A 25,776-nucleotide genomic window follows, 5' to 3' on the forward strand; every position below is an offset into this window, starting at 1 on the left:
GATGCCGAAGAAACCTCCGCCCACAGACGAAGCTGGCCTTGCCGAGGCGCGCGCCGAACATGCGCGGCTTGGCGCTGAAATCGCCGAGCATGACAGGCGCTATCACGGCGAAGACGCACCGGTGATTTCGGACGCCGATTATGATTCCCTACGACGGCGCTACACCACGCTGGAACAGGCGTTTCCCTCGCTGGCGGGCGCCGATTCGCAAAATAAACGCGTCGGCTCCGCGCCCTCCGAGAAATTCGCCAAGGTCCGGCATGTCGTGCCGATGCTCTCTCTTGGCAACATCTTCGAGGACGAGGAAGTCGCGGAATTTTGCGCGCGCGTGCGCCGCTTTCTCGGCCTCGCCGAAGACGCGGAGCTTGGCGTGACAGCCGAGCCCAAGATCGACGGACTCTCCTGCGCCCTGCGCTTCGAGCGCGGCTTGCTCGTTCAGGCCGCGACGCGCGGCGACGGGTTCGAGGGCGAAGACGTCACCAATAATGTGCGCACGATCGCGGCCATTCCGCAGAAGCTGACCGGGGCGCCCGATGTCCTCGAGGTGCGTGGCGAAGTCTATATGGCGCACGCGGATTTCGCGGCGATGAATGTGCGCCAGGCGGAGGCGGGCAAGCCTGTCTTCGCCAATCCGCGCAATGCCGCAGCCGGCTCCCTGCGCCAGCTTGACGCGCGCATCACGGCGGAGCGGCCGTTGCGCTTTTTCGCCTATGCCTGGGGCGAGGTCAGCGCTCTTCCCGCCGACACGCAGCTTGGCATGATCGAGGCGTTCAAGCGTTTCGGCCTGCCGGTCAATCCGCTCACCCGGCTCTGCGTCTCGGCGCAGGAGATGATCGCCCATTACCGCGCGATCGAGGCTCAGCGCGCGACTTTGGGCTATGACATCGACGGCGTCGTTTATAAGGTCAATTCGCTCGCGTTGCAGCAACGGCTCGGCTTCGTCTCGCGCTCGCCGCGCTGGGCGGTCGCGCATAAATTTCCCGCCGAACAGGCGACGACAATCGTCGAGGCGATCGAGATCAATGTCGGGCGCACCGGCGCCCTGACCCCGATCGCCAGATTGCGGCCGGTGACGGTCGGCGGCGTCGTCGTGTCCAATGCGACATTGCACAACGAAGACGAGATCGCGCGCAAGGACGTTCGCGTCGGCGACTGCGTGAGGGTGCAGCGCGCCGGCGACGTGATCCCGCAGGTTCTCGGCGTCGTCGACGCCGACCGGCCTGGCCGCGGACCCGCTTACGTTTTCCCGACCATTTGCCCCGTTTGCGGTTCCGCCGCGTTGCGCGAGATCGACGAGAAGACGGGCGTCGCCGATGTCGTGACCCGCTGCACGGGCACGCTGGTCTGTTCGGCGCAGGCGGTCGAGCGGCTCAAACATTTCTGCTCGCGCAACGCCATGGACATCGAGGGCCTCGGCGATAAGCAGATCGAACTGTTCTTCGCCGAGGGCCTGATCAAGACGGCGGCCGACATATTCACGCTTGAAAAGCGCGACGGCGCCAAAGGGCCGCGCCTCAGCGAACGCGACGGCTTTGGCGAACTCTCGGCGCGCAATCTCTTCGCGGCGATCGAGGCGCGGCGCTCCGTCGCGGTCAACCGTTTCATCTATGCGCTCGGCATCCGCCATATCGGCGAAACCAATGCGCGGCGGCTGGCGCGCCATTTCGGCGATTTCGCCGCTTTGCGCGCCGCGGCAGTCAGCGTCGAAGGCAGGGCGGAGATCGACGCCATCGACGGCATTGGCCCCGCTGTCGCGGAAGCGCTGGTCGATTTCTTCGCCGAGCCGCATAACGAAGCTGCGCTCGACCAATTGCTGACTGAGGTCAAGACCATACCGATGGAGGCGGTCGCCGCCGATCATCCGCTGGCCGGCAAGACCATCGTCTTCACCGGCTCGCTGGAAAAGATGTCGCGCGATGAGGCCAAGGCGATGGCCGAACGGTTGGGCGCGAAGGTCTCCGGCTCGGTGTCGGCGAAAACCGATCTTCTGGTCGCCGGGCCCGGCGCCGGCTCCAAGCTGACCAAGGCGCGCGAGCTCGGAATCGAGGCGATCGACGAAGAGGAATGGTTTAGGCGGGCGGGGCGCGCCTGAGAGACGCCGCCCCGGGATTGGCGCGCCGGCCTCCGGATGGGGACTTCTTTGTGACCGATCAATGGGATCTCTCGGGAGCGTTCGACTTCGAGGGCCAGTTCGTCCGCTATGGAATGATGGGCGAAGGGCCGCCGCTCGTTCTGGTACACGGCACGCCGTTCTCTTCGGTCGTCTGGCGGAAAATTGCGCCGCACCTGGCAAGGCGCCGGCGCGTCTTCTATTGCGATCTTCTCGGCTATGGCCGCTCGGAAATGCGCGACGGGCAAGACGTCTCGCTTGGCGTTCAGAATCGCCTGTTCGCCGCTTTGCTCGATCATTGGAGCGTGAGCCGGCCCGATGTCGTCGCCCATGATTTTGGCGGCGCGACCGTCTTGCGCGCATGGCTGCTGAATGATTGTCGTTATTGTAGTTTGTCGCTCATCGATCCTGTCGCGCTTGCGCCATGGGGCTCGCCTTTCGTGCATCACGTCAGGCGTCACGAGGCGGCTTTTGCGGGCCTGCCCGCCTATATCCACACGGCGGTGCTTCCCGCTTACATCAGCGGCGCCGCGTATCGACCGTTGTCGGGTGAAGCGCTCAAGCTTTATGCCGAGCCCTGGTTGAGCGTCGCCGGGCAGGGGGCGTTCTACCGGCAGATCGCCCAGATGGAGCAGCGGTTCACCGATGAGGTCGAGGGCCGTTACCGCGAGATTGACTGTCCGGCCTTAATTCTGTGGGGCGAACAGGACGCGTGGATTCCGATCGAACGCGGGCGCGTCCTGGCGTCAAAAATGCCGAACGCTGTTTTTCGGGCCATTCCGGACGCCGGCCACCTCGTGCAGGACGATGCGCCGGAGGCGATTGTCGCGGCATTGCTGGACTTTCTCCCCGCGCCGTAGCGCCCGCAAATTCCAGTGGGAACGGGACGCGCCACCGCCGCTCACCGATATAAATCGGCGCGCGTCGGCGGCAGATTGACGGGACCCCTCACCCGTTTGGACGCCAGCGTCTGGTAGAGGCCCGCATTGTTGCGCGCGAAAGTGATCGAGCACGCCGCGAGATAGACCATCCAGACCCGCGTCGTGACTTCCCCGACTTCCTTGCATGCCGCATCGTAACGGGCGACGAGGCGGTCGTGCCAGAACCGGCATGTGCGTTGGTAATGTTCGCGCCAACCCTCGACATCGTGAATCTCGAAACCATGCAATTCGAGATTGGTGACCGTGCGGCCGATATAGTCGAGTTCGCCGCCGGGGAAGATATAGCGCGTCAGCGCTGCAAAATCGGCGCGCTTCTTGCCTGTGCGCGCCGCGCGGCTGCCGCCCGGGCGCGTGATGGCGTGATGCAAAAACAGGCCGCCAGGCTTCAGCAGGCGATGGACGGTCTTGAAATAGGTGGGGAAGTTGGCGGCGCCGACATGTTCGAACATGCCGATCGAGGTGATCTTGTCGAAACGCCCCTCGCCCTGGATCAGGGAATAATCGGCCAGTTCGATCGTCACATGATCTTCAAGGCCGAGGCGTTTGACCTTCTCTTTGGCGAGGGCGATCTGCTGTTCGGATAAGGTCACGCCGTGAACTTTGACGCCGTAATTTTGCGCGGCGTGGCACGCGAATGCGCCCCAGCCGCAACCGATGTCGAGCACGGTTTCGCCCGGCTTCAGGCGCAATTTACGGCAGATCATGTCGATCTTCTGGATCTGCGCCGTCTCGAGATCGTCGTCCCAATCGTGAAAATAAGCGCAGCTATAGACCATCTCCTTGTCGAGCCAGAGCTGATAGAACGCATTGGAGACGTCATAATGATGCGCGATGTCTTTCTTGTTCTCGTCTTGCGATCCGTCGCTTTCGCGATCCGGGGCGATCGTCTCCAGCGGCCACGGGCCGCCGCGCGGAACGAACAGAAAATCGAAAGCCGTTTTCAGCGCCCGAAATTTGCCCAGCGACTTGGTGAAATCGCGCGTGCGGCCCTTGGGCCGCTTGGCGATGAGGTCGAACAAAGTGCCGTTGACAATGTCGATCCGTTTGGCCGCCCACAGATTGGCGAGCGTGGTGATTTTGGGCGCGCGCAACAGGCTGGCGACCGCGCCCTCGTCGGCGATGGCGATGGCGAGCGCGGTCGCCGGCCAGTCGGCGGGAACATGCGAGCCGTCCCACAGCCGAAAGCCGAATTCGAGCGCCATGCGCTGATGCGCCTGCGTCAGCAGCGCCGTGAAGCTTCGTATTCTCTGTTGCGCTTTAGCCGCCATAATCCCGTCGAATGCCCTGCGGACGCCAGGCGCGCCCGGCGGGACATTAGGGGCTGGCGCGCGAACAGCGCAAGCGCTTCCCCCCGCCGCGGCGGTATGAAACATTCGCCGGCGTTTCGCCCCATGCTCCGACCTGTCGAGCCGATATGAGCAGCCTTTCGATTCGCCCTGCGAAGTTGAACGATCTTGACGCCATTCTGGCGCTGGAGCTCGCCGTCTTTGCCACCGACCGCCTGTCGCGGCGCTCCCTTCGCGCCTTCATCGCGAGCCCGCATCGCCCGCTCCTCGTCGCCATTTCGGATGAGGGCCTGGCGGGCTATGCGCTGGTCGCCTTGCGCAAGCGGGCCGCCGCGGCGCGCCTATATTCGATCGCGGTCGACCAGCGCAGCGGCCGGCGCGGCATCGGGCGCGCTCTGATGGCCGCGTGCGAACATTACGCCGCCGCGCATGGCCGCCGCGCCTTGCGCCTTGAGGTCCGTTCGGACAATCAGCCCGCCATCGCCCTTTATGAACGCCTCGGCTTCAGGCAATTTGGCCATTACGACAATTACTACGCCGATGGCGCCAGGGCGCTGCGCTTCGAAAAGTCGCTCGCCGCCGCCGCGTCGCCCGCCCAGTCCTGAAGCGAACGAGAATTCTTGTGCGGAGGCGTCTGCGCCTGTTGCATCGGCCGCAAAGCGGGCACATTGTGCCGCTCCATTAGACCTGCGCGTTTGAACAGCGCCGCGCCTTGCGGGACCATCGCTTCTTCTTTTGCGCCCGGCCAGGGAGCCGATCGGACGCATGCGCTTTCCCTTCGTCAATGGGTCAAGCTGTCCCGGGGTGGACGCCGCTGAAACGGACGCGTCGCGATGACGGGCTGGGTGATTCTGGTCGATCAATTGCGCGACTTTCCCAATGCGGAAACGCCGCACAAGGTCATCACCACCAGCGACTATCTCGCGCGGCCCAAGCTTTTCGCGGGTTCGGGACGCGCCAAGCTCGTCAATCTGTCGCGCTCGTATAATTATCAGTCCAAAGGCTATTACGCCTCGCTGCTCGCCGAAGCGCGCGGCCACCGTGTGATCCCCAGCGTCGAGACCATGCTGGAGCTGCGCGAGCACAAGCTTTACGAACATGCTTTGCCCGACCTCGAGGAAGCGCTCAGCAGCGCCGCCCATCGCGCCCGCGCAACCGAGCACACGACCTTCGATCTGCTGTTCTGCTTTGGCCTGACGCAGGATCCGCGCTTCGAGGCGTTCGGGCGCCTGTTGTTCGACTGGTATCGCTGCCCGGCGCTTGAGGTGACGATATCGGCGGGCAAGAGGTGGAAGATCGACCGGCTGCGCGCGCGCCCTCTGGTCAAGCTCGGCCCGGAGGAGGCGGCTTTCTTTCGCACCGCCCTGCATCAGCACACCCAGCGCGACTGGCGCAATCCCCGCGCGCGCACCGTCGCCAAATATTCGCTCGCCGTGCTGCATGATCCGCAGGAGGAGCTGCCGCCCTCGTCCGTCGAGACGCTCCGTTATTTCCAGAAGATCGCCGAACGCCATTCGGTCGATGTCGAGCTCATCACCAAACGCCAATTGGCGGAATTGGCGGAATTCGACGGTCTGTTCATCCGGGCGACGACCTCGATCGACGATTACACCTATCGCTTTGCGCGCCGCGCCTTGCAGGAGGGCATGCCGGTCATCGACGATCCCGTCTCGATGATCCGCTGCACCAATAAGGTCTACCTCCATGAATTGATGGAGGCGCATGGCGTGCCGATCCCGCCGACGGTGATGCTCGCCGAGGATGAGGACCTCGCCAAGGCGGCGCAGGTTCTGGGCTGGCCGATGGTCGTGAAAATCCCCGACGGTTCATTCTCGCGCGGCGTTCATAAGGTCGAGAATGCCGAGCAGTTACAAAAACTTACCGATGAGTTATTCATCGATACCGACCTGTTGCTGGCGCAGAAATTCATGCCGACCGACTTTGACTGGCGGGTCGGCGTGCTCGACGGCGAGCCTTTGTTCGTGTGCCAATATCAGATGGCGCGCGGCCATTGGCAGATCATCAAACACGGCCCCGACGGCGCCAAGGAAGGGGGCTTTCGCACCCTCGGGCTCGCCGACGCGCCCACCAAAGTGATCGACGTCGCTTTGCGCGCCGCGCGCGCCATCGGCGGCGGCTTTTATGGCGTCGACATCAAGGAAACCGGCGATTCCATCGCCGTCATCGAAGTCAACGACAATCCCAATCTCGAACATGGCGTCGAGGATCAAATCGGCAAGGACGAAGTCTGGAGCCGCATCCTGCAATGGTTCATCAAGCGCATCGACGCGTGAGCGCCGCCGCGCGGCGTGATGATTCATGTAGATCGCGCCTGGCGCTTGCTGGTATCATTGCGCCTCGCTGAGGCTGCGCACGCCGGATGTTTCGATGTATCAACCCTTACTCCATCGCCAGGAACATTTGGAGGCGCAGCATGCGCTGATCCGCAGCCACCCGCTTGGCCTGTTGATCTCGCATGGCGCTCACGGGCTGGAGGCCAATTCCATCCCCTTCCTGATCGATGCGCAGGCGTCCAGGTTCGGAACGTTGCAGGCGCATATGGCGCGCGCCAACGGGCAATGGCGGAATTTGAGCGAAGCCAGCGACGTCCTCGTCATCTTCCAGGGCGCGGATCATTACATCACGCCCGCCTGGTACGAGACCAAGCGCGAGACCGGTAAGGTCGTGCCTACGTGGAACTATGTGATGGTGCAGGCGCGCGGGCGTCCGCGCGTGATCGACGACGCCGCATGGCTGCGCGTCCAGATCGAAGCTTTGACCAACCGACATGAAAGCGCGCGGTCAGCGCCCTGGGCAGTCGGCGACGCGCCCGAGGCTTTCATCGACATGCAGATCAAGGCGATCATCGGCGTTGAAATCGAAATCACCGACATTGCCGGCAAATGGAAGGTGAGCCAGAACCGCCCCGCCGCCGATCGCGTCGGCGTCGTCGCGGGACTTGAGGAATTGGGCGACGAAGCCTCGCGGACAATGGCGTCGATCGTGCGCGAGACGGCGCCGAAGGGGTGAGCGGGAAACGGCACTAGGAGCCCGATTCTCAAGCGCTCGCTCAGGCGGCCGAAAGCTTAATTGTCAGCGGAAAAGAAAGCGTTCTCAGGGCGCGCGGCCATAGATTTCCTGATAGGCGTGATGGATCATCTCGGCGCGATCGGCGCGCATGTCGATAAGATCGCTGTTCGACAGCGAATTGATGTCGTCAATCAGGCGGAGAAACTCGGCGCGTTTGGCCAGACGGTCTTTGAATTGGGCAATAATGCCGGCGAAAATCATGTTCGGACTCCTTCAGACGCCTGGATTGTCGCATGATTATGCTGCATAGCAACATTTTATATTGCAATGCAGCATAGCGATCTCCGCATGGCTGATTAACCCATCCTTATTGCGGCGACTCGCGCTCGACGCGCTGTATCCGCGCCGGTCAAGGAGCTGTTGGTGATTCCCTGGTTGTCGCTCGACACCGCAAAGGCGCCTGGCGGCGGCGAGCTCCGGCTGATGCGGCGCGGGGCCGAATTCTCGATCCGGTTGGGCGCCAATGAACTGATGAACAGTCGGCTGAGCGGCTCCGAGGAGGCGCTCGCCACGATACCTTGCTTGCGAATCCGGGACCGGCCAGCGCCGCGGATCCTGATCGGCGGCCTCGGGATGGGCTTTACGCTTCGCGCCGCGCTTGCCGCGCTCGGCGACGACGCCAGCATCGCCGTCGCCGAACTGGTTCCCGCCGTCGTGAAATGGGCGCAGGGTCCGATGGCTGAGGTATTCGGCAATAGTTTGAGCGATCGCCGCGTCAGCCTGAGCGAAGGCGATGTGGGCCGCGTGATCAAATCTGCGCGATCGGCTTATGACGCCATCTTGCTTGATGTCGACAACGGTCCTGAAGGATTGACGCGCCAAGCCAATGACGCTCTCTATGATACGCAAGGACTGAGCGCCGCGCGAACGGCGTTGCGCCCGGGCGGCATATTGGCGGTCTGGTCATCGGGGCCGAACAGGAATTTCACCCTACGGCTCCGCCACGTCGGCTTTGGCGTTGAAGAAATCAAGGTGCGGGCCAATGGCGCGCGCGGCGGCGCGCGGCATGTCATCTGGGTGGCGACTTCGGGCGCGCGCCCTTCATCCTAGGAAACATCAACCCTATCCGCCGGTGGGCCCGGCGACCGTTGCATGCTCTTCATATTGGGGCAGGTCGTCGGCGATCGTGAACCATCGCGCCTTGGAGCCGACGAAGATGTGTTTGGTCGGACGGATGGCCGGATCGTCGACGAGGGTTCCCATCGCAACATGGACGAAGGCGCCGTCGCCGACCACTGAATAGAGGAGCGAGCCGCACGCCTTGCAATGGGCATCGTGGCCCTTTTCATCGCCAAAGATCATGAGCTTGTCCTCGCCGCTGTCGATGCGCAGTTTGTCGCGCGCGATCCCGGCGAACGGCTTGAAGGCCGAACCGGTCGCCCGCCGGCAATTCGAGCAATGGCAATTGGCGGCATAGACGAATTCATCCACGACGGCGTAATGGACGGCGCCGCACAGGCACTTCCCGGCAAGCGTGCGCGCGCTTGCTTTCTCAGGGTTTGTCACAGGCCCCTCCCTCTCAGCGGATGGCTGCTAGAGTCGAACGAGCCGACAGTATTTCGACGGGCTCGGCGACAACAGATGGAATCCGGGCTAAGCAGATTGTCAACGGGCTGCTTGCGTCCCAACGACATTTCGTCGGATGACTGACCAGGCCAGCGCCACGAACCTGGCTAGGCCGCGCGCGGGAACCCGCCCCGGCGCCGGGGCGTTATACGCGTGCGCCCACCAAGACCGTAAGACGTTCGACGGCGACGCAGCATGCGCTCGCTTGGTCTTCAAACCCAGGAAACTTTGTAAAATGGCAGCCCGGAAAACTCAGCATTTCAGTCACCAGCCGGTCGGCGCCGCAACCGTCAACGATGCGCCCGACAGTGTGATTCCTGTGGCTTATGCGCTCGCCAAAGCGAAGTCTGAGCATGACGCGATAGCGATCATGCGGGACATCCCGAGCGCCATCTATCCCGCGTTGAAAGCGCATTTGACCACACACCCGAATCTGTTCCTGCCAGAGGTTCGCGCCACAGTCGTGCGGATCATGGGCGCGCCGAAATTGTCGGCAGCCGAAGCGCTGTTTGCTTAGCGGCGCTCTGTCGAACGCTGCGCGGTTGACAAGTCAAGCGCGCGAAAGCGACAAGCCTTTGTGGCTATTTCAACGCGCGCCCGTGAACCGCTTCGGCCAGGAGCATCAATAGCGTCCGCCCCGACGAGTGTCGCGCGACTATTGTCGCTGCTTATGCCCGCGGCGTTCGTTATGTACGCCAACTTTCAGGGCATTCAGCAAATCCTCGTTCCGGTTCAGGTCGAGGCGCTGGATCCCCCCGGGAAAATCGCCAACATTGCGTTGCTGACGATGCTTTGCTCCGTCACGGGCGTTCTCGGCTTGACGGCGGGCGGCGCGGCGTCCGACGCGACGCGAGGCCGATGGGGCCGCCGCGCGCCCTGGTTGGTCTGCATGGCGGCCGCCTCGGCCTTTCTGTCGATCTCGCTGGGCCTGCAACGCAGCCTGATGGGCATTGCCGTATTCTATGGCGGCTTGTGGTTCACGCTGAATTTTTTCCAGGGCGCCTTGCTGGCGGTGATCCCTGACCGCGTGCCGGAAAGCCGGCGCAGCCTCGCCTCGTCGATTTTCGGAATCGCCGCGCCGCTTGGCGCGCTGCTTGGCGTCAATCTCGCCGCGATGGCGCCGGCCGAACGGGGATATTCCTCGCTGGCAGCGATGCTTGCAATGGCGACCGCGGCTTTCGTCATCTTCGCGCGGGAAGACGCATGCCTGGCGCCCGCGGCTGTGGGGCAGCCCAGAGACGTCCCTCTTCCCGGACGCCGGCTGCGGATGAATTTGCGTCTCCTGCAAAGCTTTTCTTCGCGCGACTTCTCTCTTGCCTATGCCTTCCGAATTCTCATGTTCATCGCGCAATTTTCAATCAACAATTATCTGCTCTACATCCTGCAGGACCACATCGGCGTCGAGCATCTCCCCGGCCACAACGCCCAGGTCGCGGCGGGCGTGCTGAATTCGCTGCGGACGACAACGACGGTCGGCGCCATCTTCATCGGCTTGTGGCTCGCCAACCGGACGGAGCGGCGAAAGCTTTTCGCGCAAGTCTATGCGGTCGGTATGGCCGCGGCCATGGTCGTTCCTGCGCTCAGCCCGACCTGGCCGGGCATGCTGATCTTCGCCGTCCTCGGCGGCCTTGCGATGGGCGGCTATTCGACCATCGATCTGACCCTGATGTCGAGCGTGCTTCCAAGCAAGAATTCGGCCGGCCGCGATCTGGCGCTCCTCGTCATGGCCGGCGCCGCGGCGCAATTCGTCGCGCCGATCATCGGCGGTGCGCTCATCAAATTCCTTGGCTACGATGAATTGTTCGTCGTCGCGGCGCTCATCACGCTTCTTGCCGGCGCGGTGACGTTCTTCATTCGGGGCGTGCGTTAGAGCGACGGTGTGGGTCGGTCGCAGACGCGTGCCGGGCCAGTCTCGATGGGTCGGTTATTTTACCGCGACAGCGCGAGGGCGCTCCTTCAGCGGGGGTTACGCGCCGGCGTCCTTTGGCGGCGCGTTGCGCGCAAGCGCGGCATCGTCCCGGCGGCCGCGCAGCCATTGCCGGTAGTTGACGAATTGCTGGTCGGCGAGCACGCCGATCAGGATGACCGCGCCCATGACCGCGAAGTTGAGCGAACTGGGAATGCCAAGGAGATTAACAAGGTTCTGCAGGATTTGAAGCAGAATGGCGCCGAGCACGATGCCGAACACCGAACCCTCGCCGCCGCGTAACGAACAGCCGCCGAGCACAGCGGCGGCAATACCATAAAGTTCGTAGAAATTGCCATGCGAGGCCGGAGAGATCGAACGCGTGTACATCACGAAGTAGACAGAGGAAAGGCCGGCCAGACCGCTCGCGATGACATAGGCGGCGGCGATGACAAGGCCCGTCTGGATGCCGGAATAGCGAGCCGCTTCTTCGTTTTTGCCAACCGCGCAGAGATAGCGACCGAAAACCGAGCCATGCAGCACAATGCCCATGACGATCGCGACGAGGATAAACACGACGAAACTATGGGGCACGCCATAGGTGCGGCCCGTCGTAATCCATTCGAGCGAGGGGAAACTCTGGCCGAATTCGAAACCGGCCGTGCCGTCATCCGTGTACCAACGGGCGATTCCCCGGTACAGCAACAGCCCGCATAACGTGACGATGAAAGGCTGCAGCCGCATCTTGACGATCAGGAAGGCATGGATGGCGCCAATCGCCATGCCGGCCAGCACCATCAGCGCCACGGCGAGGCCCCAATTCATCTGGTAGCGCGTGAGGAGATCGATGAAGACGACGCCCAGCAGCGCGAACAGCGACCCAACCGAAAGATCGATGCCGCCGGTGATGATGACGAAGCCCGCCCCGATCGCGTAAAGGCCGAACAGACCGATGAGGTTCGCCGTGTTCGACAGATTGATCGGCGAGATGAATCGCGGATTGAGATAAGCGGTGACGACGCCGATCACCAGGATCAGCACGAGAAGGCTGGCGTCTTTCTTAAGCATTGCGAACTTTCCTAGTGGATGCTGTGGCCGACGGCGAGTTGCATGATTGTCTCCTCGCTGAAGCTGTCGCGCTCCAGTATCCCCGCGATCGCGCCCTCGTGCATCACAGCCATGCGGTCGCTGACGCCGATCACCTCCTCCAGATCGCTGGAGATCATCAGGATGGCGACGCCTTTGTCGGCGAGAGCCCGCATCAGCTCGTAGATTTCGGTCTTGGCGCCGACGTCGACGCCGCGCGTCGGCTCATCGAAGATCAGGACCCTGGGCCGCATGGATAGCCATTTGGCGAGGACGACTTTTTGCTGGTTGCCGCCGGACAGGGCGCCGACCAACGTTGCGACATCGCGCGTTTTGATGCGTAGCGCTTTGCATTGGGCCGTCGCGTTTCGGTCCTCCCGGCTGCCGCTGATCAAAGCGAAGCTGGCATAGGACATCAGGTCCGGCAGCGAAATGTTGCTGGCGATGCTGTGCTCAAGGATCAGGCCCGATTGTTTGCGATCCTCTGGAATCAGGTAGATGCCTCGATCAATGGCGTCGCGAGGATTGGCGATGACGATGGGTTGGCCGGCCAGGACGATTCCGCCGCCGGCGAGCCGATCGATGCCGAAGAGTGCGCGGGCAAGCTCGGTGCGGCCGGCGCCGATGAGACCGGCAAGGCCGAGGATCTCGCCGCGCCGCAGCGACAGGCTGACGCTGCGTTCAGGATAGGCGGACGTCTTGAGCGCGACGAGTTCGAGGACGCTCTCGCCTGGCGGCGCTGCGGGCGGCGTATAGAGTTCCTTGAGATCCCGGCCGATCATCAGCCGAATCATGGCGTCATGGCGGATCGCCACGCGATCCAGCGCGCCGACGAGGCGTCCATCGCGCAGAACGACGACGCGGTCCACGCATTGCTCGATCTCATTGAGCCGGTGCGAGATGAAGATGATCGCGACGCCGCTCGCCTTCAGATCGCCAATGATGTCGAGTAGACGGTTCGTCTCTGAAATGGTGAGGCTCGATGTCGGCTCGTCCATGATGACGACCCGGGCGCCGAGCGAAAGCGCCTTGGCGATCTCCAGTTGCTGGCGTTGCGCGATCGAGAGATCGATCACCGGGGTCTCAGGCTTGAAATCGCATCCGAGGCGTTCAAGTAGCGGACGCACCGAAGCGCGCAGCTTGCGTCGGTCGATAAGGTTCAGCGGACCGCCTATGCGCGGCTCGCGGCCGATGAACACGTTGGCGGCGGCGTCGAGGTTGTCGAAGAGATTGAGTTCCTGATGCACGAAGGCGATGCCCGCCGCGATCGCATCCTTGACCGTCAGGGACGGACGATCCTGCCCGTCGAGGCGGATGACGCCCGAACTCGGCGCCACCACGCCGCCAAGAACCTTCATGAGCGTCGATTTTCCGGCGCCGTTTTCGCCGATGAGGCCAACGACCTCGCCGGCGGAAACCGCAAGACTGACGTCAGCCAAAGCCTGCACGCCGGGATAGGCCTTGCCGATCCCGATCAGCTCCAGAAATGGCTCCGCCATCGTTCGGTCTCCACGCGGGGAGCCCGCGGTCAGGAACGACGCGGCGCCATGAGCGCCGCGTCAGGCTGGGCCGTTCAGCCCTTGCCTTGCAGCTTCTTCAATTGGGCAGCGTAATCGTCGACGCCAGCCTTGTCGATGACCTTGGTCGGGATGATCATCAGATTGTCCTTCGGAATAAAGGACTTATCGCCCTCCAGGATCTTCGCCATGTCTTTCATGCCCTGGTAGCCCCATTCGTAGGGCTGTTGCACGACGGTCCCCGCAATGGTGCCTTCCTTGATGCCGCCGAGCGTGATCGGATCGTCATCGAAGCCGGTGACGGTGATCTTGCCGAGCGCGCCCGATTCCTTCAACGCCTGGTAGATCTGCGGGATGTTGTAGGAATAGATGCCGAGCATGCAGTCCACGTTGGGGTTCGCGGTCAGCGTGTCCTCGACATTGCGCTTGGCGCGGGCCTGGTCGATGTCGTCGGCGCGCACGTCGACAATCTCGATTTTCGTGCCCTTGATGGTGTCCTTGATGCCCTGGATGCGTTCGCGCGCATTGTCGGCGCCGGGGAGGCCCACGTAGGCCATGCATTTTCCGCCGTTCGGCAGCGCCTTCTTCAGGATTTCTCCCACCTGGTTGCCGGCAAGGACATTGCTCGATCCGATATAGGCGAGACGCTTGCTTTTGGGCGCATCGCTGTCGGTGGTGAGAAGAAGCGTATGGGACGCGACACGGTCGAGCGCGTCGGTCTCGGTCTTCGGATCGACGGCGCTGACCATAATGCCCGCGACGCCGCCCGCGACAAGATCGTCCATGAGCCGCTCCTGGATAGCGGCGGCGGATTGCTCGGGATATTTAAACTGGAGATTGTAGTTCGGGAGTTCTTCCTGCGCTTTCTTGACGCCAGCCTCCGCCGCTTTCCAGAAGTCCGACGCGCCATTGGCGACGAATACGAGCGTCTTCTTGTCGGCGGCCTGCGCGCAGAACACGGTCGATGCAAAAAGCGCAGCCACGGCGCTCGTGAGCATAAGGTTCTTCATTATTTCCTCCGCTGGGGTCTTTTATTTTGGGTTGCGGCGGCCGCCGCGCGCCATTTTGGGGCGCTGCGTTTCGTTCGGCCGCTTGCCATCAAAGTCACATCGATGGTGATATTTGTCAATAATCGAGACGAGATTAAATGTCTGCCCTCAGTTCGACATAGGTTTTTCAATGGTTTAAATGTGGTAATATGCGCATAAGAAAATAGGGACGAAACGGCTGACGGCATGAGCAGGGCTTCTGGCGACGTGGAGAGGGATGGACGCAACGGCGCGACCAAAGGCGCGCGCGGCCCGACTATGACCGACGTCGCCGCCGCCGCAGGGGTTTCGCAGACAACCGTGTCGCTCGTGCTCAACGAAGCAGAAGGCGCGCGGCTTCTCGATCAGACGCGCGAGCGGGTGCTGGAGGCGGCGCGGACGCTTGGCTATCGACTGATGAAGCGCGGCGCGCCGGCGCAGTCGATCGCTGGCGCGACCGCGATCGGCTTTGTCGTCAACGAAATGTCGACCGATCCATGGACCGCCATCGCGATGGACGGCGCCCGCGAGAAGGCGTGGGAGCATGGGCTGACGATCAGCGCCGCGGTGACGCGCGGCGACGCCGAGATGGAACAGGCCGTTCTCGCCCAGATGGCCGCCCAACCTCTTCTGGGCCTCATCTACGGCACAATCCACACGCAGCGCGTCACGCCGCCCCCAGCGCTGAGCCGCATTCCAACCATTCTGCTCAATTGCTACGCCGCCGATCGCTCCCTGCCTTCGATCGTTCCCAGCGAGGTCGCAGGCGGACATACGGCGGTGCGGCGGCTTCTGCGCGCCGGCCATCGTCGCATCGGATTCATCATGGGAGAGGCGCTGATGGACGCCTCGCGCGACCGGCTAAAGGGATATCGCCACGCGCTCGCTGGCGCCGACCTCCCCTTCGACCCAGACCTTGTCAAGCCTGGCAATTGGGAGCCGTCCGCCGGCTACGAGCAGACGTTCGCGCTGATGCGGCTCGCCGCTCCTCCAACGGCGATCTTCTGCGCGAACGATCTGATGGCGGTCGGCTCTATCGAGGCGCTGAGGGAGCTGGGGCGGCGCATTCCCGAGGATGTCGCGGTGGTCGGCTACGACGATCGCGAGCTTGCCCAGTTCACGCATCCGCCGCTCACCACGGTCTTGTTGCCGCATTTCGAAATGGGCGCGCAAGCCGCCGCCTATCTGATCGATCACGCGGGGCGGCCCCCGCTCCGTCCGCCGCAAATCAAAATCGAATGCCCGCTCATCGAACGCAAATCGGTGGGGCCATCGCTCAGCGAGTTCGAGATCTGAGCCGTCGGCGACGGCGCCGCGTGGGGCTCCAGTAGGCGACGCGCCTCAGAGCTGGTAGGTTAAGGGCGCTATCGGTCGATTGGCGCCATCCAAACAAGGGAGACGACATGCCTGCGCCATGGCCTCGCCTCGCTCTCGTCGGCCTGCTCGGCGCCCTCCCCACAGCGGCCCAGGCGCAATTGCTCACGCATCGGGACCTGTCCTATTCCATCGCTAAAACAATTGCGGAAACGGCGATCGAGAGTTGCGCCGCGAAAGGCTTTCGCGTTTCCGCGGTCGTCGTCGATCGCGACGGCGATACGATCGTCGCGCTGCGCGGCGACAACGCCAGCCCGCACACGATGGAGAATGCGCGGCGCAAGGCCTATACCGCGAACAGTTTCCGCACATCGACCGCCGAATATTCCAAACGATTCGCCAATAACGAGCCGCTCGTCCATCAGCAGGTGACGCTGCCCAACGTGATCGCCATTCCGGGCGGCCTGCCGGTCAAGGTCGGCGATGACGTGATCGGCGGCGTCGGCGTCTCCGGCTCGCCGGGAGTCGATGAGCCTTGCGTTCAGGCCGGGTTGGATAAGGTGGCGGACCAGCTTAATTGAGCGCGTACGATACGACCCCAATCATTGAACGCTCGGGAGTTGGCCCAGCGACACGCGAAATTAGATTTCAAGGGCTGTTCGTGGGCGCGCGCCACACCAACAGGCGCCGCTCCGCGATATCGAGCGCAAGAGCGCCGACGAACCCCAACGCGCCGAGCAGGATGACGCCGGCGAACAGGTCGGGCGAACGGAAGTAGCGCGCGGCGAGCAGCACCCATTGACCCAGTCCGTCCAGCCCCGCGATCATTTCGCAGACGACGGCGAGGATGAGCGCCACGGTCAGGCCAAGGCGCAGGCCTGCCAGGATGTCGGGCAGGGCTGAGGGCAAGGCGATCTTGGCGATGACCTGCCAGCGCGAAAGATGGAGCGCGCGGGCGACCTCATACAATCTCGGTTCGACGGCGGCGAAGCCATGGACGGTCGACAGCAGCATCGGCCAGATCGCGCCGAAGGCGATAACGCCCAGCGCCATCGCCGGGCTGAACCCGAAGATCGCGATGGCGAGCGGAATGACGGCGGAGGCGGGGAGCGGGCGTAAGAACTCCAACGTCGGCCCGACATAGGCGCGCATGAAGCGCGACGAGCCGATCAAGGCCCCGAGCACAACCCCCGCGATGGAGGCGACGAGCCAGCCTTCCAGCATATGTTCGATCGTGCCGGCGAGCTTGGTTGCCAGATTGCTCGCGACCATGCCGTGAACGAGCGCCGCCCAGGCGCGATCAGGCCCCGGAAGGAAAACCGGAGAAACCAATTTGAAATCGGCGACGATCTGCCAAATCGCGACAAAGCCCGCGGTGACGGCGAGGCTCGCGAGGCGCCACAGGAGCGCTTTCATCTGATGTCTCCGACAAGCGCCGCGCGGCCGAACAAGCGCTGCTGGGCGAAGACGAGCAGGATGTTGAGCGCGAAGCCGACGATGCCGATCCATAGGAGATAGGCGAGCATCAACTCCGGCCGCAAGGCCTGGCCCGCGGTCATCAGGCCGGCGCCCAACCCGAGAGGATTGATCGCGATTTCGATCGTCACCGCGACGATCAGCGCGAAACCGGCGGCGAGGCGAAAGGCGACGAAGATGCGCGGCAGCGCGGCGGGAACGATGATTTTGGCGACGCGCGCGGGAAAGCTCAGACGCAATGCCTGCGCGACCTCGATCAGGCGCGGCTCGACGCCCGCGACGGCGGAGCGGGTCAGCAGCAGCACGGGCCATGTCGAAGCATAGGCGACGATCGCGATCTCCAGCCGGTAGCCAAAGCCGAGCGCCACCAGCGCGACGGGCGCCAGCGCGACAGACGGGATCGGACGGATCAGCTCCAGCGTGACTTCCATCAGGCGATTGAGCGCGCCGACGCTGCCCAGAAGGATGCCGAGCGCGAGCCCGATGGCGCCGCCGATCGCAAGGCCGCCGAAGGCGCTCGCCAAAGTGTCGCGCGTGGCGAGGAGCAACGAACCGTCGGCGAGCGCGCCGACGAACGCGACCAAGACTTCGCTTGGCGGCGCGATGCTGTCGCTCGGTCCGCCGGCGCGCGCGCCGATTTCCGCCAGGATGATGAGGCAGACCGGCAGAACGAAAGCGCGTCCGTCCAGCCTCATCGCTCGGCGCTCTTGATGAATTCGTAGAGTTCGCGCCGTAACCGCAGGAATTCCGGATCCTCGCGTGTCGCGATCTGGTCGCGCGGGCGCGGCAGATCGATTTTCAATTCAATGCCGATGCGGCCGGGATGCGGCAGCAGGCCGATGACGCGGTCGCCGACATAGATCGCCTCTTCGAGATCATGCGTGACGAACAGAACGGTCGCGCCGGTCGTCCTCACGATCTGCAGCATTTCGTCCTGCAATTCCTGCCGCGTCATCGCATCGAGCGCGCCGAACGGCTCGTCCATCATCAGCGCGGCGGGCTCCTGGGCGAGGCAGCGGGCGATCTGCAGGCGCTGTTGCATGCCGCCCGACATTTGCGAGGGATATTTGTCGGCATGATGGGGCAGGCCGACTTTGGCGAGCAGAGCGTCGATGCGCGCGGCGCGCTCCGCGCGCGGCGTTCCCACCGCTTCAAGCGCGAGCGAGACGTTGCCGGCGGCCGTGCGCCACGGCAAGAGCGCCTTGCCATAGTCCTGGAACACGATCGCGACGTCGCGGCGCGGCCCGAGGATAGGGGCGCCGTCGAAAGCGACGCCGCCGCCGGTCGGGGCGAGCAGGCCCGTCGCGATGCGCAACGCCGTCGTCTTGCCGCAGCCCGACGGGCCGACGAGGCAGACGATCTCGCCGCGCATGATTTCAAGATCGATCGCCTCGAGGATCTTACGGTCGGAAAAAGAAAGATCGACTTTGGAAAAGCGAATGAGCGCCTCACCGGCGCGGCAGGAACCCTTGTTCACTGGCCTTCTCCGCGCGAATCCCGATCGGCAGTTTCGGGATAGACCAGCGCCAGCGTCGAGGTGAGATGGGCGGCGAGGTTGGCCTGCGCCTTGGCGCTTTGCCGTGTGATGACGAGATCGGCGAGGCGTCGGTGACTGTCGACGAATTCGCCGCCTTCCTCGAACGTGCGCATCATGATGCGGCGATAGCGATAGGCCTGATCATAGAGATCGGAATGGGCGGCGAGCATGCGAGGCGAACCGCATTGCGCGATCAACGTGGTATGGAAGCCTTTATGCAGCGCATCGAATTCAGGACTTCCCTCACGCAATCCCTCGCTGTTCTGCTCGGCGTAGCGACGCAAACGATGCAGCGCGGCGACGATCGCCCCTTCCCAGGCGCCGTCGCCTCGCTCCATGCTTTCGCGCAAGGCCTCGCATTCGATCAAGACGCGGAGGCGCGTGATGTCTTTGAGATCGCCGCGCGAGATTTCACTGACGCGGAATCCGCGCTGACCGATCGCGACGATCAAGCCGCGGGCGATCAGCCGCGACAGCCCTTCGCGCACCGGCGTGGCGCCGATGCTATAATGGGCCGCAAGATCGGCGATGGCGAGGCGTGAGCCGGGCGCATGGACGCCCGATACGATGTCCGCCTCCACAAGCGCCGCCGCCCGCTCGCTCAGCGTATCGCCCGCCGGTTTCTCGATTGGCGATGCGCCGAGGTTCAGAATCATGGGAACACAAGTTTCGACGGGTCGATCTGGCTCTGTAGCAGATTCTGCTGCTTCATCACGTCGAGCCACCACGCCAATTGATCGGACTTCAATTCGGGCGCCGCGAGATTGGGACGGTTCAACCTGACGATTTCGAGGGGCTGCTTGGTGAAATTGGCAATCGATACGCTCGCCTTCTCGCGGTCATTGTTGACGATATCGGCGGCCTCGGCGATCGCGGCGCGGAAATTGGCGATCGCCTCGGGATTCTTCTCCGCGTAGGCGCGTGCGGCGACATAGGAGATGATCGGTTCGGTGCGGGCGAGTTCGGCGGCGTAATGGGCGGCGACATAGCCCGTGCCGGCTTTCGTCATCCGGGTGACGAAAGGCTCGGCCGTCAGCACCGCGTCGACGGCGCCGGATTTCAGCGTGTCGCTCATCGTCGGGAAGGTCACTTCGACGAAGTTCACCGACTTCGGATCGACGCCCTTTTCCACGAGCCATTTGACGAACAGAACTTGCAGGAACGCGCCAATGCCCGGCGCGCCGACTTTCTTGCCGACGAAATCCTTGGCCTCTTTCAGCGTCGTCCCGTTGCGCGCGAAAGCGGCGACGGCCTCGTTGGCGATAGGATCCATGCGCGAAGCGCCCTCGACCGCGACGAGATCGAGCCCGCCGTCGACCGCCTGCAGGAAGACCGATTCGGTCGGTCCGCCGATCTGAATGGAATCGGACAGGATGGCGGCCGGGATCGTCGAATTGATGCCGATCCGCACCATCTGCGCGTCGAGCCCGTGCTTGGTGAAAATTCCCTGGTCGACCGCCACCATCGCCGAGGCGCAGTCGCTGGTCGCGGTGCAGCCGATCGCAATTTTCGTCTGGGCGCGCGCGGGAACGCTGAACGCGGCAAGCGCGACGGCGCTCAAGAAAAGGCGCGCCCACGGGCGCGCGGCGCTTTGCGAAATACGATTCATGAACGCCTCCCTGAAGGGCTCGATCATCCGGCCCTTTTAAATCGACAAAAAACTAAACCATATATTTTTTTTGGACGCAAGGCTTGTAAATCGATAAAAAATGAAATCATATATATTTTTGAAACAACAAGGGAGGCCAAAATGAAGCTGGCGACATTTCGGCGCGATGGTTCCGAGCGCATCGGGTTGGTCCATTCCAGCGATGCGCGCTTGTTCGATCTGGCGGCGGCGGCGGCGCGCGACGGCGCGGCGAATCGCGCCTTCGATTCGATGCTCGCGCTGATCGATTCCGACGCTTCAGGCCTCGATGCGGCGCGCAGTCTATTCGCCAAACGCGGCGCGGAGGCCGACCTGTCGATCGATGTGAGCGCGGCCGAATTGCTGGCGCCGCTGCCGCAACCGCGGCAGATGCGCGATTGCATGTCTTTTGCGACCCATATTCGCCAGTCCGGGCGCGGAGCGCGGGCGCTTGCCGCCTTGAGCAAGGGCGGCGAGGCCGCTTTCAAGGCGGCGATGGCCGAACCGCTCGGCGAATTGGCGCCTGTCTACCAGAAGATACCGATCTACTACATCACCAATCGCATGATCGTGCGCGGCCCGGGAACGACGGTGCTTTGGCCCCGCTACAGCAAGGTGATGGATTACGAGCTGGAATTCGGAATCGTCACGCGCGGCACGCGCGCCAATATCCCGCTGGGCGAGGCCCGCGATCACATTTTCGGCTATACGATCTTTAACGATTTTTCGGCGCGCGACATGCAGATGGTCGAAATGGAAGGCCGGCTCGGGCCCGCCAAGGGCAAGAGTTTCGATGGCGCCAATGTGATGGGTCCGTGGATCGTCACGCCGGACGAAATCGGCGATCCGCAGACGCTCAAGGTCGAAGTGAGAGTGAACGGCGAGGTTCGTTCCCGCGGCGAGACGGCGGCGATGCTGTTTTCGTTCGAGGAGATTCTCGCCCATGCGTCGCAGGACGAGACCATTCACGCGGGCGAGTTTTTCGGCTCGGGAACGGTCGGCAATTGCTGCGGCCTTGAAATCGGACGCTTTCTCGAACATGGCGATGTGATCGAATTGCAGGTCGAGAATATCGGCGTGCTCAAGAACAAGGTCGAGCGGCAGAGCTGACTCGGGACAATCTGAATCAGGGAGGAATCCATGGCGCGTCAGTTGATCGATATTTCCGTGCCGCTGCAGAACGATGTCGCGGCCGATCCGCCGGGCGGCGGTCCTTCGATCGAATATATCGATCACCAGCAGGGCCTGCCGGCGATGCTGAAATTCTTCCCCGGCCTGAAGGCCGAGGATCTTCCCGATGGCCAAGGCTGGGCGGTCGAGCGCGTGCAATTGTCCACCCATAACGGCACCCATCTCGATGCGCCATGGCATTATCATCCCACGATGAATCGCGGCGAGCGTTCCGCCACCATCGATGAAGTGCCGCTCGAATGGTGTTTCCAGCCCGGCGTGAAACTCGACTTCCGTCATTTTCCCGACGGCTATGTCGCAAGCGCGGCCGATGTCGAGGCGGAGCTCAAACGCATCGGCCATCAATTGCGCCCGCTCGAAATCGTCGTCGTCAACACCAGCGCCGGCCTCAAATACGGCCAACCCGACTATGTCGCCTCCGGATGCGGCATGGGCTACGAGGCGACGATGTATCTCCTGGAGCGCGGCGTTCGCGTGACCGGCACCGACGGCTGGAGTTGGGACGCGCCTTTCGTACATACCGCCAAGAAATATGCGGAAACGCGCGATTTCTCGCTGATCTGGGAAGGGCACAAGGCGGGCCGCCATATCGGCTACAGCCATATCGAGAAGCTGCACAATCTGGAGCGCCTGCCCTCAACCGGCTTTACGATTTCATGCTTCCCCGTCAAGATCGAACGCGCCTCGGCGGGCTGGACGCGGGCGGTGGCGATCATTGAAGGGTGAGTCCGGTCGCGTTCGCCTCTTCTCCCGCCTTCGGCGGGAGAAGAGGCGCTGGTGTGCGCCGGATTTGCCCGCCTCGCTTCGCTCACGCTATATCTGCGAGAATATAGACCGCGCAGTTGAAACTGTCGGTCGACACATTTTCGCACAGCGAGGCGTCGCGGGTGGAGCAGGGTTTGGCGTCCGGCGCGTGGTTCGCGTTTTCGCCGCAGGAATGGACGGCGATCGCGCTTTCGCTGAAAGTGGCGACGATTGGTTCGCTGGCGAGCCTGCCCTTCGGCGTCGCGATGGCCTGGCTGCTCGCGCGCCGGCAGTTTCCCGGCAAGCTGCTCGTCAACGGTCTCGTTCATTTGCCGTTGGTGCTGCCGCCCGTCGTCACCGGCTGGCTGCTGCTGATCGGTTTTGGACAGCGCGGATGGTTTGGCCATGCGCTCGATGCCTGCTGCGGCATTGTCTTTTCCTTTCGCTGGACGGGCGCCGCGCTGGCGGCGGCCGTCATGGGCTTTCCGCTGATGGTGCGCGCGATCCGCTTATCGATCGAGGCGGTCGACGCGCGTCTCGAACAGGCGGCCGAATCGCTAGGGGCGCCGCCTCTGGCGGTTTTCTTCACGGTGACGCTGCCGCTGGCGCTGCCGGGCGTCATCGCCGGACTCATTCTGGGTTTCGCCAAGGCGATCGGCGAATTTGGCGCGACCATCACCTTTGTCGCTAATATACCGGGCGAGACGCAGACGATCGCCACCGCGATCTATGGCTATACGCAGGAGCCGGGCGCCGAGACGAGCGTGGTGCGCCTGACGCTGGTCGCGATCGTCATCGCCTTTGGCGCTCTGATCGTTTCCGAACTGTTGGCGGCGCGCGTCTCCAGACGGGCGGCGGAACTGTGATCGAGATCGACGTCGCCCTTCGCCTTGGCGCCTTCGCCCTGGAGGCGCGCATCGCGGCGCGGGGCCGCACGCTGGCGATCTGCGGCGCCTCGGGCGCGGGCAAGACAACGCTGCTTAACGTCATTGCAGGGTTGCTGCGGCCGAGCGCCGGCCGCGTTGCGGTCGACGGAACGACATTCCTCGATACGGCCGAGGGCGTTGATCTGGCGCCGCGCCATCGCCGCATCGGCTATGTCTTTCAGGAGCCGCGGCTGTTTCCCCATTTGAGCGTCGCCCAAAATCTCCGCTACGGCCAAAGATACGCGCCATCGGCGCGCCGCCTTGTCGATTTCGACGCCGTGACGTCGCTGCTGGGCCTGGACGCATTGCTGACGCGCCGGCCAGCCGGCCTTTCCGGCGGCGAGAAACAGCGCGTCGCGATCGGGCGCGCCTTGCTGGTCAGTCCGCGTCTGTTGCTGATGGATGAGCCGCTTTCTTCGCTCGACGATGCGCGCCGGCTCGATATTCTCGGCTATATCGAGAAGATGCGCGACGCGTTTTCGATCCCGATCGTTTTCGTCAGCCATCGCGTCAGCGAAGTCGAGCGGCTGGCCAGCGACATTGCGGTGCTCGACCAGGGCCGGCTGGTCGAGATGCGCGCGGGTGGTGCGGCATTGCCTTCAAGTTCTTAAGAGCGAGCTGGCGCGCTTCGCACGTCCGGCAAACAAAACCCCGCGACGCCTGGGCGTCGCGGGGTCTCCATTCGCAGCGTGAAAGAACAGCACTATGGCTTTGTTCAGATCTCGATGTTGTTGATATCGCGATCCTTGGTCTCGGGTATGAAGATCAGCCCAACGATGAAGGTCATCGCCGCGATGACGATCGGATACCAAAGCCCGGCGTAGATATTGCCGGTCGCCGCCACCAGTGCGACCGCGATGGGCGGCAGGAACCCGCCAAACCAGCCGTTGCCGATGTGATAGGGCAGCGACATGCCGGTGTAACGGATGCGGGTCGGGAACAGCTCGACCAGCGCCGCTGCGAGCGGGGCATAGACCATCGTCACGAGGATCGCGAGATAGGTCAGGACCGCGATCAACAATGGCGTGTTGATCGCCGCGGGATCGGCGCCCTTGACGGGATAGCCCGCTTCCCCGACTGCCGCGGTGACTGACTTCACGAAAGCGCCGCGCTGGTCGGCGAAAGCTTTGGCGTCGAGCGGCGTTCCATTGACCGAATCGAACGATTTGTCGCCAACCATGACCTTGGCCAGGCTCCCCGGCTCTCCATTTTCCATCTTGAAGGCCACTGAGGAGGCGATCAGCGCATTGCGCGCCACGTCGCACGAACTCTTGAACACCCGGCCGCCGACCGGGTCGAACAACACGTTGCAGTCGGCGGGATCGGCGGTGACCGTCACCGGAGCGTTCGCAAGCGCCGCCTCCAGCGCCGGATTGGCGGCGTGGGTGAGCAGGCTGAAAGCGTAGTGATAGGTCAACGCGCCGAGCAGACAGCCAGCCAGGATGATCGGCTTGCGGCCGATCTTGTCCGACAGCCAGCCAAATAGCACGAAGCCGCCGGTGGCGATGATCAGCGCGACGATCAGCGCGATGTCGGCGGAATTGGCCGGCACTTTGAGCGTGTTGACGAGGAAGACGCGCGCGTAGAACTGCCCGCCGTACCAAATGACCGCCTCGCCGGCGACGAGACCGAGCAACGCGACAAGCGCGACCCTGCCATTGCGCCAATTGCCGAAAGCTTCGGTCAGCGGCGCCTTGGAGCGCGTGCCTTCGTCTTTCATCTTCTGGAACATCGGCGATTCCGCCAGTTGCAGACGAATCCAGATGGAAACGCCCAGCAGGATGATCGACAGGAGATAGGGGATGCGCCAGCCGCCCGACAGCGCTGCGTCGGCGAAACCCTCAGGGGTCATCGTGTTGCGCACGACATAAACGGCGATCAGCGACAGGAACAGGCCAACCGTCGCCGTCGTCTGGATCCAGGAGGTATAGAAGCCGCGCCGGCCGTGGGGCGCGTGTTCGGCGACATAGGTCGCCGCCCCGCCATATTCGCCCCCAAGCGCGAGGCCCTGCAGGCAGCGCAGGAAGATCAGGATCGCCGGCGCCAGCCAGCCGATCGCCTGGTAACCGGGCGTCAGGCCGACCAGGAAGGTCGAAAGGCCCATGATCGTGATGGTGACAAGAAAGGTGTATTTGCGTCCGACGAGATCGCCGACCCGGCCGAACACCAGCGCGCCAAACGGGCGCACCAGGAACCCGGCCGCAAACGTCAGCAGCGCGAAAATGAACTGCGTATTGGCGTCGAACGCCGAATAGAACGCCTTGCCGATCTGCGCGGCGGTCCAGCCATAAAGATAAAAATCATACCATTCAAAGACTGTTCCGAGCGAAGAGGCGAAAATCACCTTCCTCTCGGCGCCCGTCATCGGCTGGTCTGCGCCCGATACTGGCGCGGCGGCTGCCATGGTCATGCGTTGTCCCCCTACAATGTC

General features: G+C 63.3%; 26 protein-coding genes. 14 read left to right on the plus strand and 12 right to left on the minus strand.

The window, feature by feature from the left end; all coding sequences use genetic code 11:
• The first annotated feature begins 1 nt into the window (after position 1).
• Entirely contained in the window at positions 2-2,092 is a 2,091-nt protein-coding gene (gene ligA / locus GSQ90_RS05625; protein WP_158813794.1) for an NAD-dependent DNA ligase LigA, read from the plus strand.
• A 50-nt stretch (positions 2,093-2,142) separates the two neighbouring features.
• Positions 2,143-2,970 carry an alpha/beta fold hydrolase gene (locus GSQ90_RS05630; protein ID WP_246731423.1) on the plus strand — a complete coding sequence of 276 codons (828 nt, stop codon included), beginning with the start codon at positions 2,143-2,145 and terminating at the stop codon, positions 2,968-2,970.
• Positions 2,971-3,011: 41 nt separating this feature from the next.
• Here the strand turns inward: GSQ90_RS05630 and GSQ90_RS05635 are convergent, their stop codons facing one another.
• Positions 3,012-4,319, minus strand: a complete 1,308-nt coding sequence (locus GSQ90_RS05635) for a cyclopropane-fatty-acyl-phospholipid synthase family protein (RefSeq protein ID WP_158813795.1) — start codon at positions 4,317-4,319, stop codon at positions 3,012-3,014.
• 146 nt (positions 4,320-4,465) lie between these two features.
• Between GSQ90_RS05635 and GSQ90_RS05640 the strand changes: the two genes are divergently transcribed.
• The 3 genes from GSQ90_RS05640 to GSQ90_RS05650 all read left to right on the plus strand — a co-directional run bounded on the left by GSQ90_RS05640 (position 4,466) and on the right by GSQ90_RS05650 (position 7,367).
• A complete protein-coding gene (locus tag GSQ90_RS05640; RefSeq protein ID WP_158813796.1) occupies positions 4,466-4,942 on the plus strand; it encodes a GNAT family N-acetyltransferase in 477 nt (158 codons plus the stop codon).
• 228 nt (positions 4,943-5,170) lie between these two features.
• The gene (locus tag GSQ90_RS05645; RefSeq protein ID WP_158813797.1) at positions 5,171-6,631 is read left to right on the plus strand and encodes a RimK family protein; all 1,461 of its coding nucleotides are present in this window, start codon (positions 5,171-5,173) and stop codon (positions 6,629-6,631) included.
• A 94-nt stretch (positions 6,632-6,725) separates the two neighbouring features.
• Positions 6,726-7,367, plus strand: a complete 642-nt coding sequence (locus GSQ90_RS05650; protein ID WP_158813798.1) for an FMN-binding negative transcriptional regulator — start codon at positions 6,726-6,728, stop codon at positions 7,365-7,367.
• A gap of 84 nt (positions 7,368-7,451) precedes the next feature.
• On the opposite strand, the gene GSQ90_RS31975 is transcribed toward GSQ90_RS05650, so the two are convergent.
• Complete coding sequence (locus GSQ90_RS31975; RefSeq protein WP_174247445.1) at positions 7,452-7,628, minus strand: hypothetical protein; 177 nt, start codon at positions 7,626-7,628, stop codon at positions 7,452-7,454.
• Positions 7,629-7,790: 162 nt separating this feature from the next.
• Here GSQ90_RS31975 and GSQ90_RS05655 point away from each other — a divergent pair, with 162 nt between their 5' ends.
• On the plus strand, positions 7,791-8,477 hold the full coding sequence (locus GSQ90_RS05655) for a spermidine synthase (RefSeq protein ID WP_158813799.1): 687 nt from the start codon (positions 7,791-7,793) through the stop codon (positions 8,475-8,477).
• A 12-nt stretch (positions 8,478-8,489) separates the two neighbouring features.
• Here GSQ90_RS05655 and GSQ90_RS05660 read toward each other — a convergent pair whose 3' ends face one another.
• Positions 8,490-8,933: a GFA family protein gene (locus GSQ90_RS05660; RefSeq protein ID WP_158813800.1), complete on the minus strand. Its 444-nt coding sequence runs from the start codon at positions 8,931-8,933 to the stop codon at positions 8,490-8,492.
• A gap of 295 nt (positions 8,934-9,228) precedes the next feature.
• Here GSQ90_RS05660 and GSQ90_RS05665 point away from each other — a divergent pair, with 295 nt between their 5' ends.
• Entirely contained in the window at positions 9,229-9,510 is a 282-nt protein-coding gene (locus tag GSQ90_RS05665) for a hypothetical protein (protein ID WP_158813801.1), read from the plus strand.
• Positions 9,511-9,663: 153 nt separating this feature from the next.
• Positions 9,664-10,863, plus strand: coding sequence for an MFS transporter (locus GSQ90_RS05670; protein WP_371418339.1), 1,200 nt, complete (start codon positions 9,664-9,666; stop codon positions 10,861-10,863).
• A gap of 96 nt (positions 10,864-10,959) precedes the next feature.
• On the opposite strand, the gene GSQ90_RS05675 is transcribed toward GSQ90_RS05670, so the two are convergent.
• The 3 genes from GSQ90_RS05675 to GSQ90_RS05685 form a co-directional block, all read right to left on the minus strand.
• Positions 10,960-11,967, minus strand: a complete 1,008-nt coding sequence (locus GSQ90_RS05675) for an ABC transporter permease (RefSeq protein WP_158813803.1) — start codon at positions 11,965-11,967, stop codon at positions 10,960-10,962.
• Positions 11,968-11,978: 11 nt separating this feature from the next.
• Entirely contained in the window at positions 11,979-13,484 is a 1,506-nt protein-coding gene (locus GSQ90_RS05680; protein WP_158813804.1) for a sugar ABC transporter ATP-binding protein, read from the minus strand.
• A gap of 74 nt (positions 13,485-13,558) precedes the next feature.
• A complete protein-coding gene (locus GSQ90_RS05685) occupies positions 13,559-14,500 on the minus strand; it encodes a sugar-binding protein (protein WP_371418340.1) in 942 nt (313 codons plus the stop codon).
• A gap of 237 nt (positions 14,501-14,737) precedes the next feature.
• Between GSQ90_RS05685 and GSQ90_RS05690 the strand changes: the two genes are divergently transcribed.
• Positions 14,738-15,826: a LacI family DNA-binding transcriptional regulator gene (locus GSQ90_RS05690; protein ID WP_210254821.1), complete on the plus strand. Its 1,089-nt coding sequence runs from the start codon at positions 14,738-14,740 to the stop codon at positions 15,824-15,826.
• 107 nt (positions 15,827-15,933) lie between these two features.
• Positions 15,934-16,425: a heme-binding protein gene (locus GSQ90_RS05695; protein WP_158813806.1), complete on the plus strand. Its 492-nt coding sequence runs from the start codon at positions 15,934-15,936 to the stop codon at positions 16,423-16,425.
• 67 nt (positions 16,426-16,492) lie between these two features.
• Here the strand turns inward: GSQ90_RS05695 and GSQ90_RS05700 are convergent, their stop codons facing one another.
• Genes GSQ90_RS05700 through GSQ90_RS05720 form a run of 5 tightly spaced genes read right to left on the minus strand, consistent with a single transcriptional unit; the run spans position 16,493 to position 20,466 of the window.
• Positions 16,493-17,260, minus strand: a complete 768-nt coding sequence (locus GSQ90_RS05700; protein ID WP_158813807.1) for an ABC transporter permease — start codon at positions 17,258-17,260, stop codon at positions 16,493-16,495.
• On the minus strand, positions 17,257-18,015 hold the full coding sequence (locus GSQ90_RS05705) for an ABC transporter permease (protein ID WP_158813808.1): 759 nt from the start codon (positions 18,013-18,015) through the stop codon (positions 17,257-17,259). Before GSQ90_RS05705 ends, GSQ90_RS05700 begins: the two co-directional genes overlap by 4 nt.
• Positions 18,012-18,797 carry an ABC transporter ATP-binding protein gene (locus GSQ90_RS05710; protein ID WP_158813809.1) on the minus strand — a complete coding sequence of 262 codons (786 nt, stop codon included), beginning with the start codon at positions 18,795-18,797 and terminating at the stop codon, positions 18,012-18,014. Before GSQ90_RS05710 ends, GSQ90_RS05705 begins: the two co-directional genes overlap by 4 nt.
• Positions 18,794-19,513 (minus strand): GntR family transcriptional regulator, encoded by a 720-nt coding sequence (locus GSQ90_RS05715; protein WP_158813810.1) that lies wholly within the window; start codon positions 19,511-19,513, stop codon positions 18,794-18,796. The genes GSQ90_RS05710 and GSQ90_RS05715 overlap by 4 nt, the downstream gene beginning before the upstream one ends.
• Positions 19,510-20,466 carry an ABC transporter substrate-binding protein gene (locus GSQ90_RS05720; RefSeq protein ID WP_158813811.1) on the minus strand — a complete coding sequence of 319 codons (957 nt, stop codon included), beginning with the start codon at positions 20,464-20,466 and terminating at the stop codon, positions 19,510-19,512. Before GSQ90_RS05720 ends, GSQ90_RS05715 begins: the two co-directional genes overlap by 4 nt.
• Before the next feature lie 141 nt (positions 20,467-20,607).
• Between GSQ90_RS05720 and GSQ90_RS05725 the strand changes: the two genes are divergently transcribed.
• From GSQ90_RS05725 to modC, 4 genes are all read left to right on the plus strand, one after another.
• Positions 20,608-21,594: a fumarylacetoacetate hydrolase family protein gene (locus GSQ90_RS05725; RefSeq protein WP_158813812.1), complete on the plus strand. Its 987-nt coding sequence runs from the start codon at positions 20,608-20,610 to the stop codon at positions 21,592-21,594.
• Positions 21,595-21,624: 30 nt separating this feature from the next.
• A complete protein-coding gene (locus GSQ90_RS05730) occupies positions 21,625-22,401 on the plus strand; it encodes a cyclase family protein (protein WP_158813813.1) in 777 nt (258 codons plus the stop codon).
• A gap of 173 nt (positions 22,402-22,574) precedes the next feature.
• Complete coding sequence (modB, locus tag GSQ90_RS05735) at positions 22,575-23,285, plus strand: molybdate ABC transporter permease subunit (protein WP_158814248.1); 711 nt, start codon at positions 22,575-22,577, stop codon at positions 23,283-23,285.
• Positions 23,282-23,956: a molybdenum ABC transporter ATP-binding protein gene (gene modC, locus GSQ90_RS05740; RefSeq protein ID WP_158813814.1), complete on the plus strand. Its 675-nt coding sequence runs from the start codon at positions 23,282-23,284 to the stop codon at positions 23,954-23,956. Before modB ends, modC begins: the two co-directional genes overlap by 4 nt.
• 104 nt (positions 23,957-24,060) lie before the next feature.
• On the opposite strand, the gene GSQ90_RS05745 is transcribed toward modC, so the two are convergent.
• On the minus strand, positions 24,061-25,755 hold the full coding sequence (locus tag GSQ90_RS05745) for an MFS transporter (protein ID WP_158813815.1): 1,695 nt from the start codon (positions 25,753-25,755) through the stop codon (positions 24,061-24,063).
• Between the last annotated feature and the right edge of the window lie 21 nt (positions 25,756-25,776).

The organism is Methylocapsa sp. S129 (assembly GCF_009765995.1).
Lineage (GTDB): Bacteria > Pseudomonadota > Alphaproteobacteria > Rhizobiales > Beijerinckiaceae > Roseiarcus.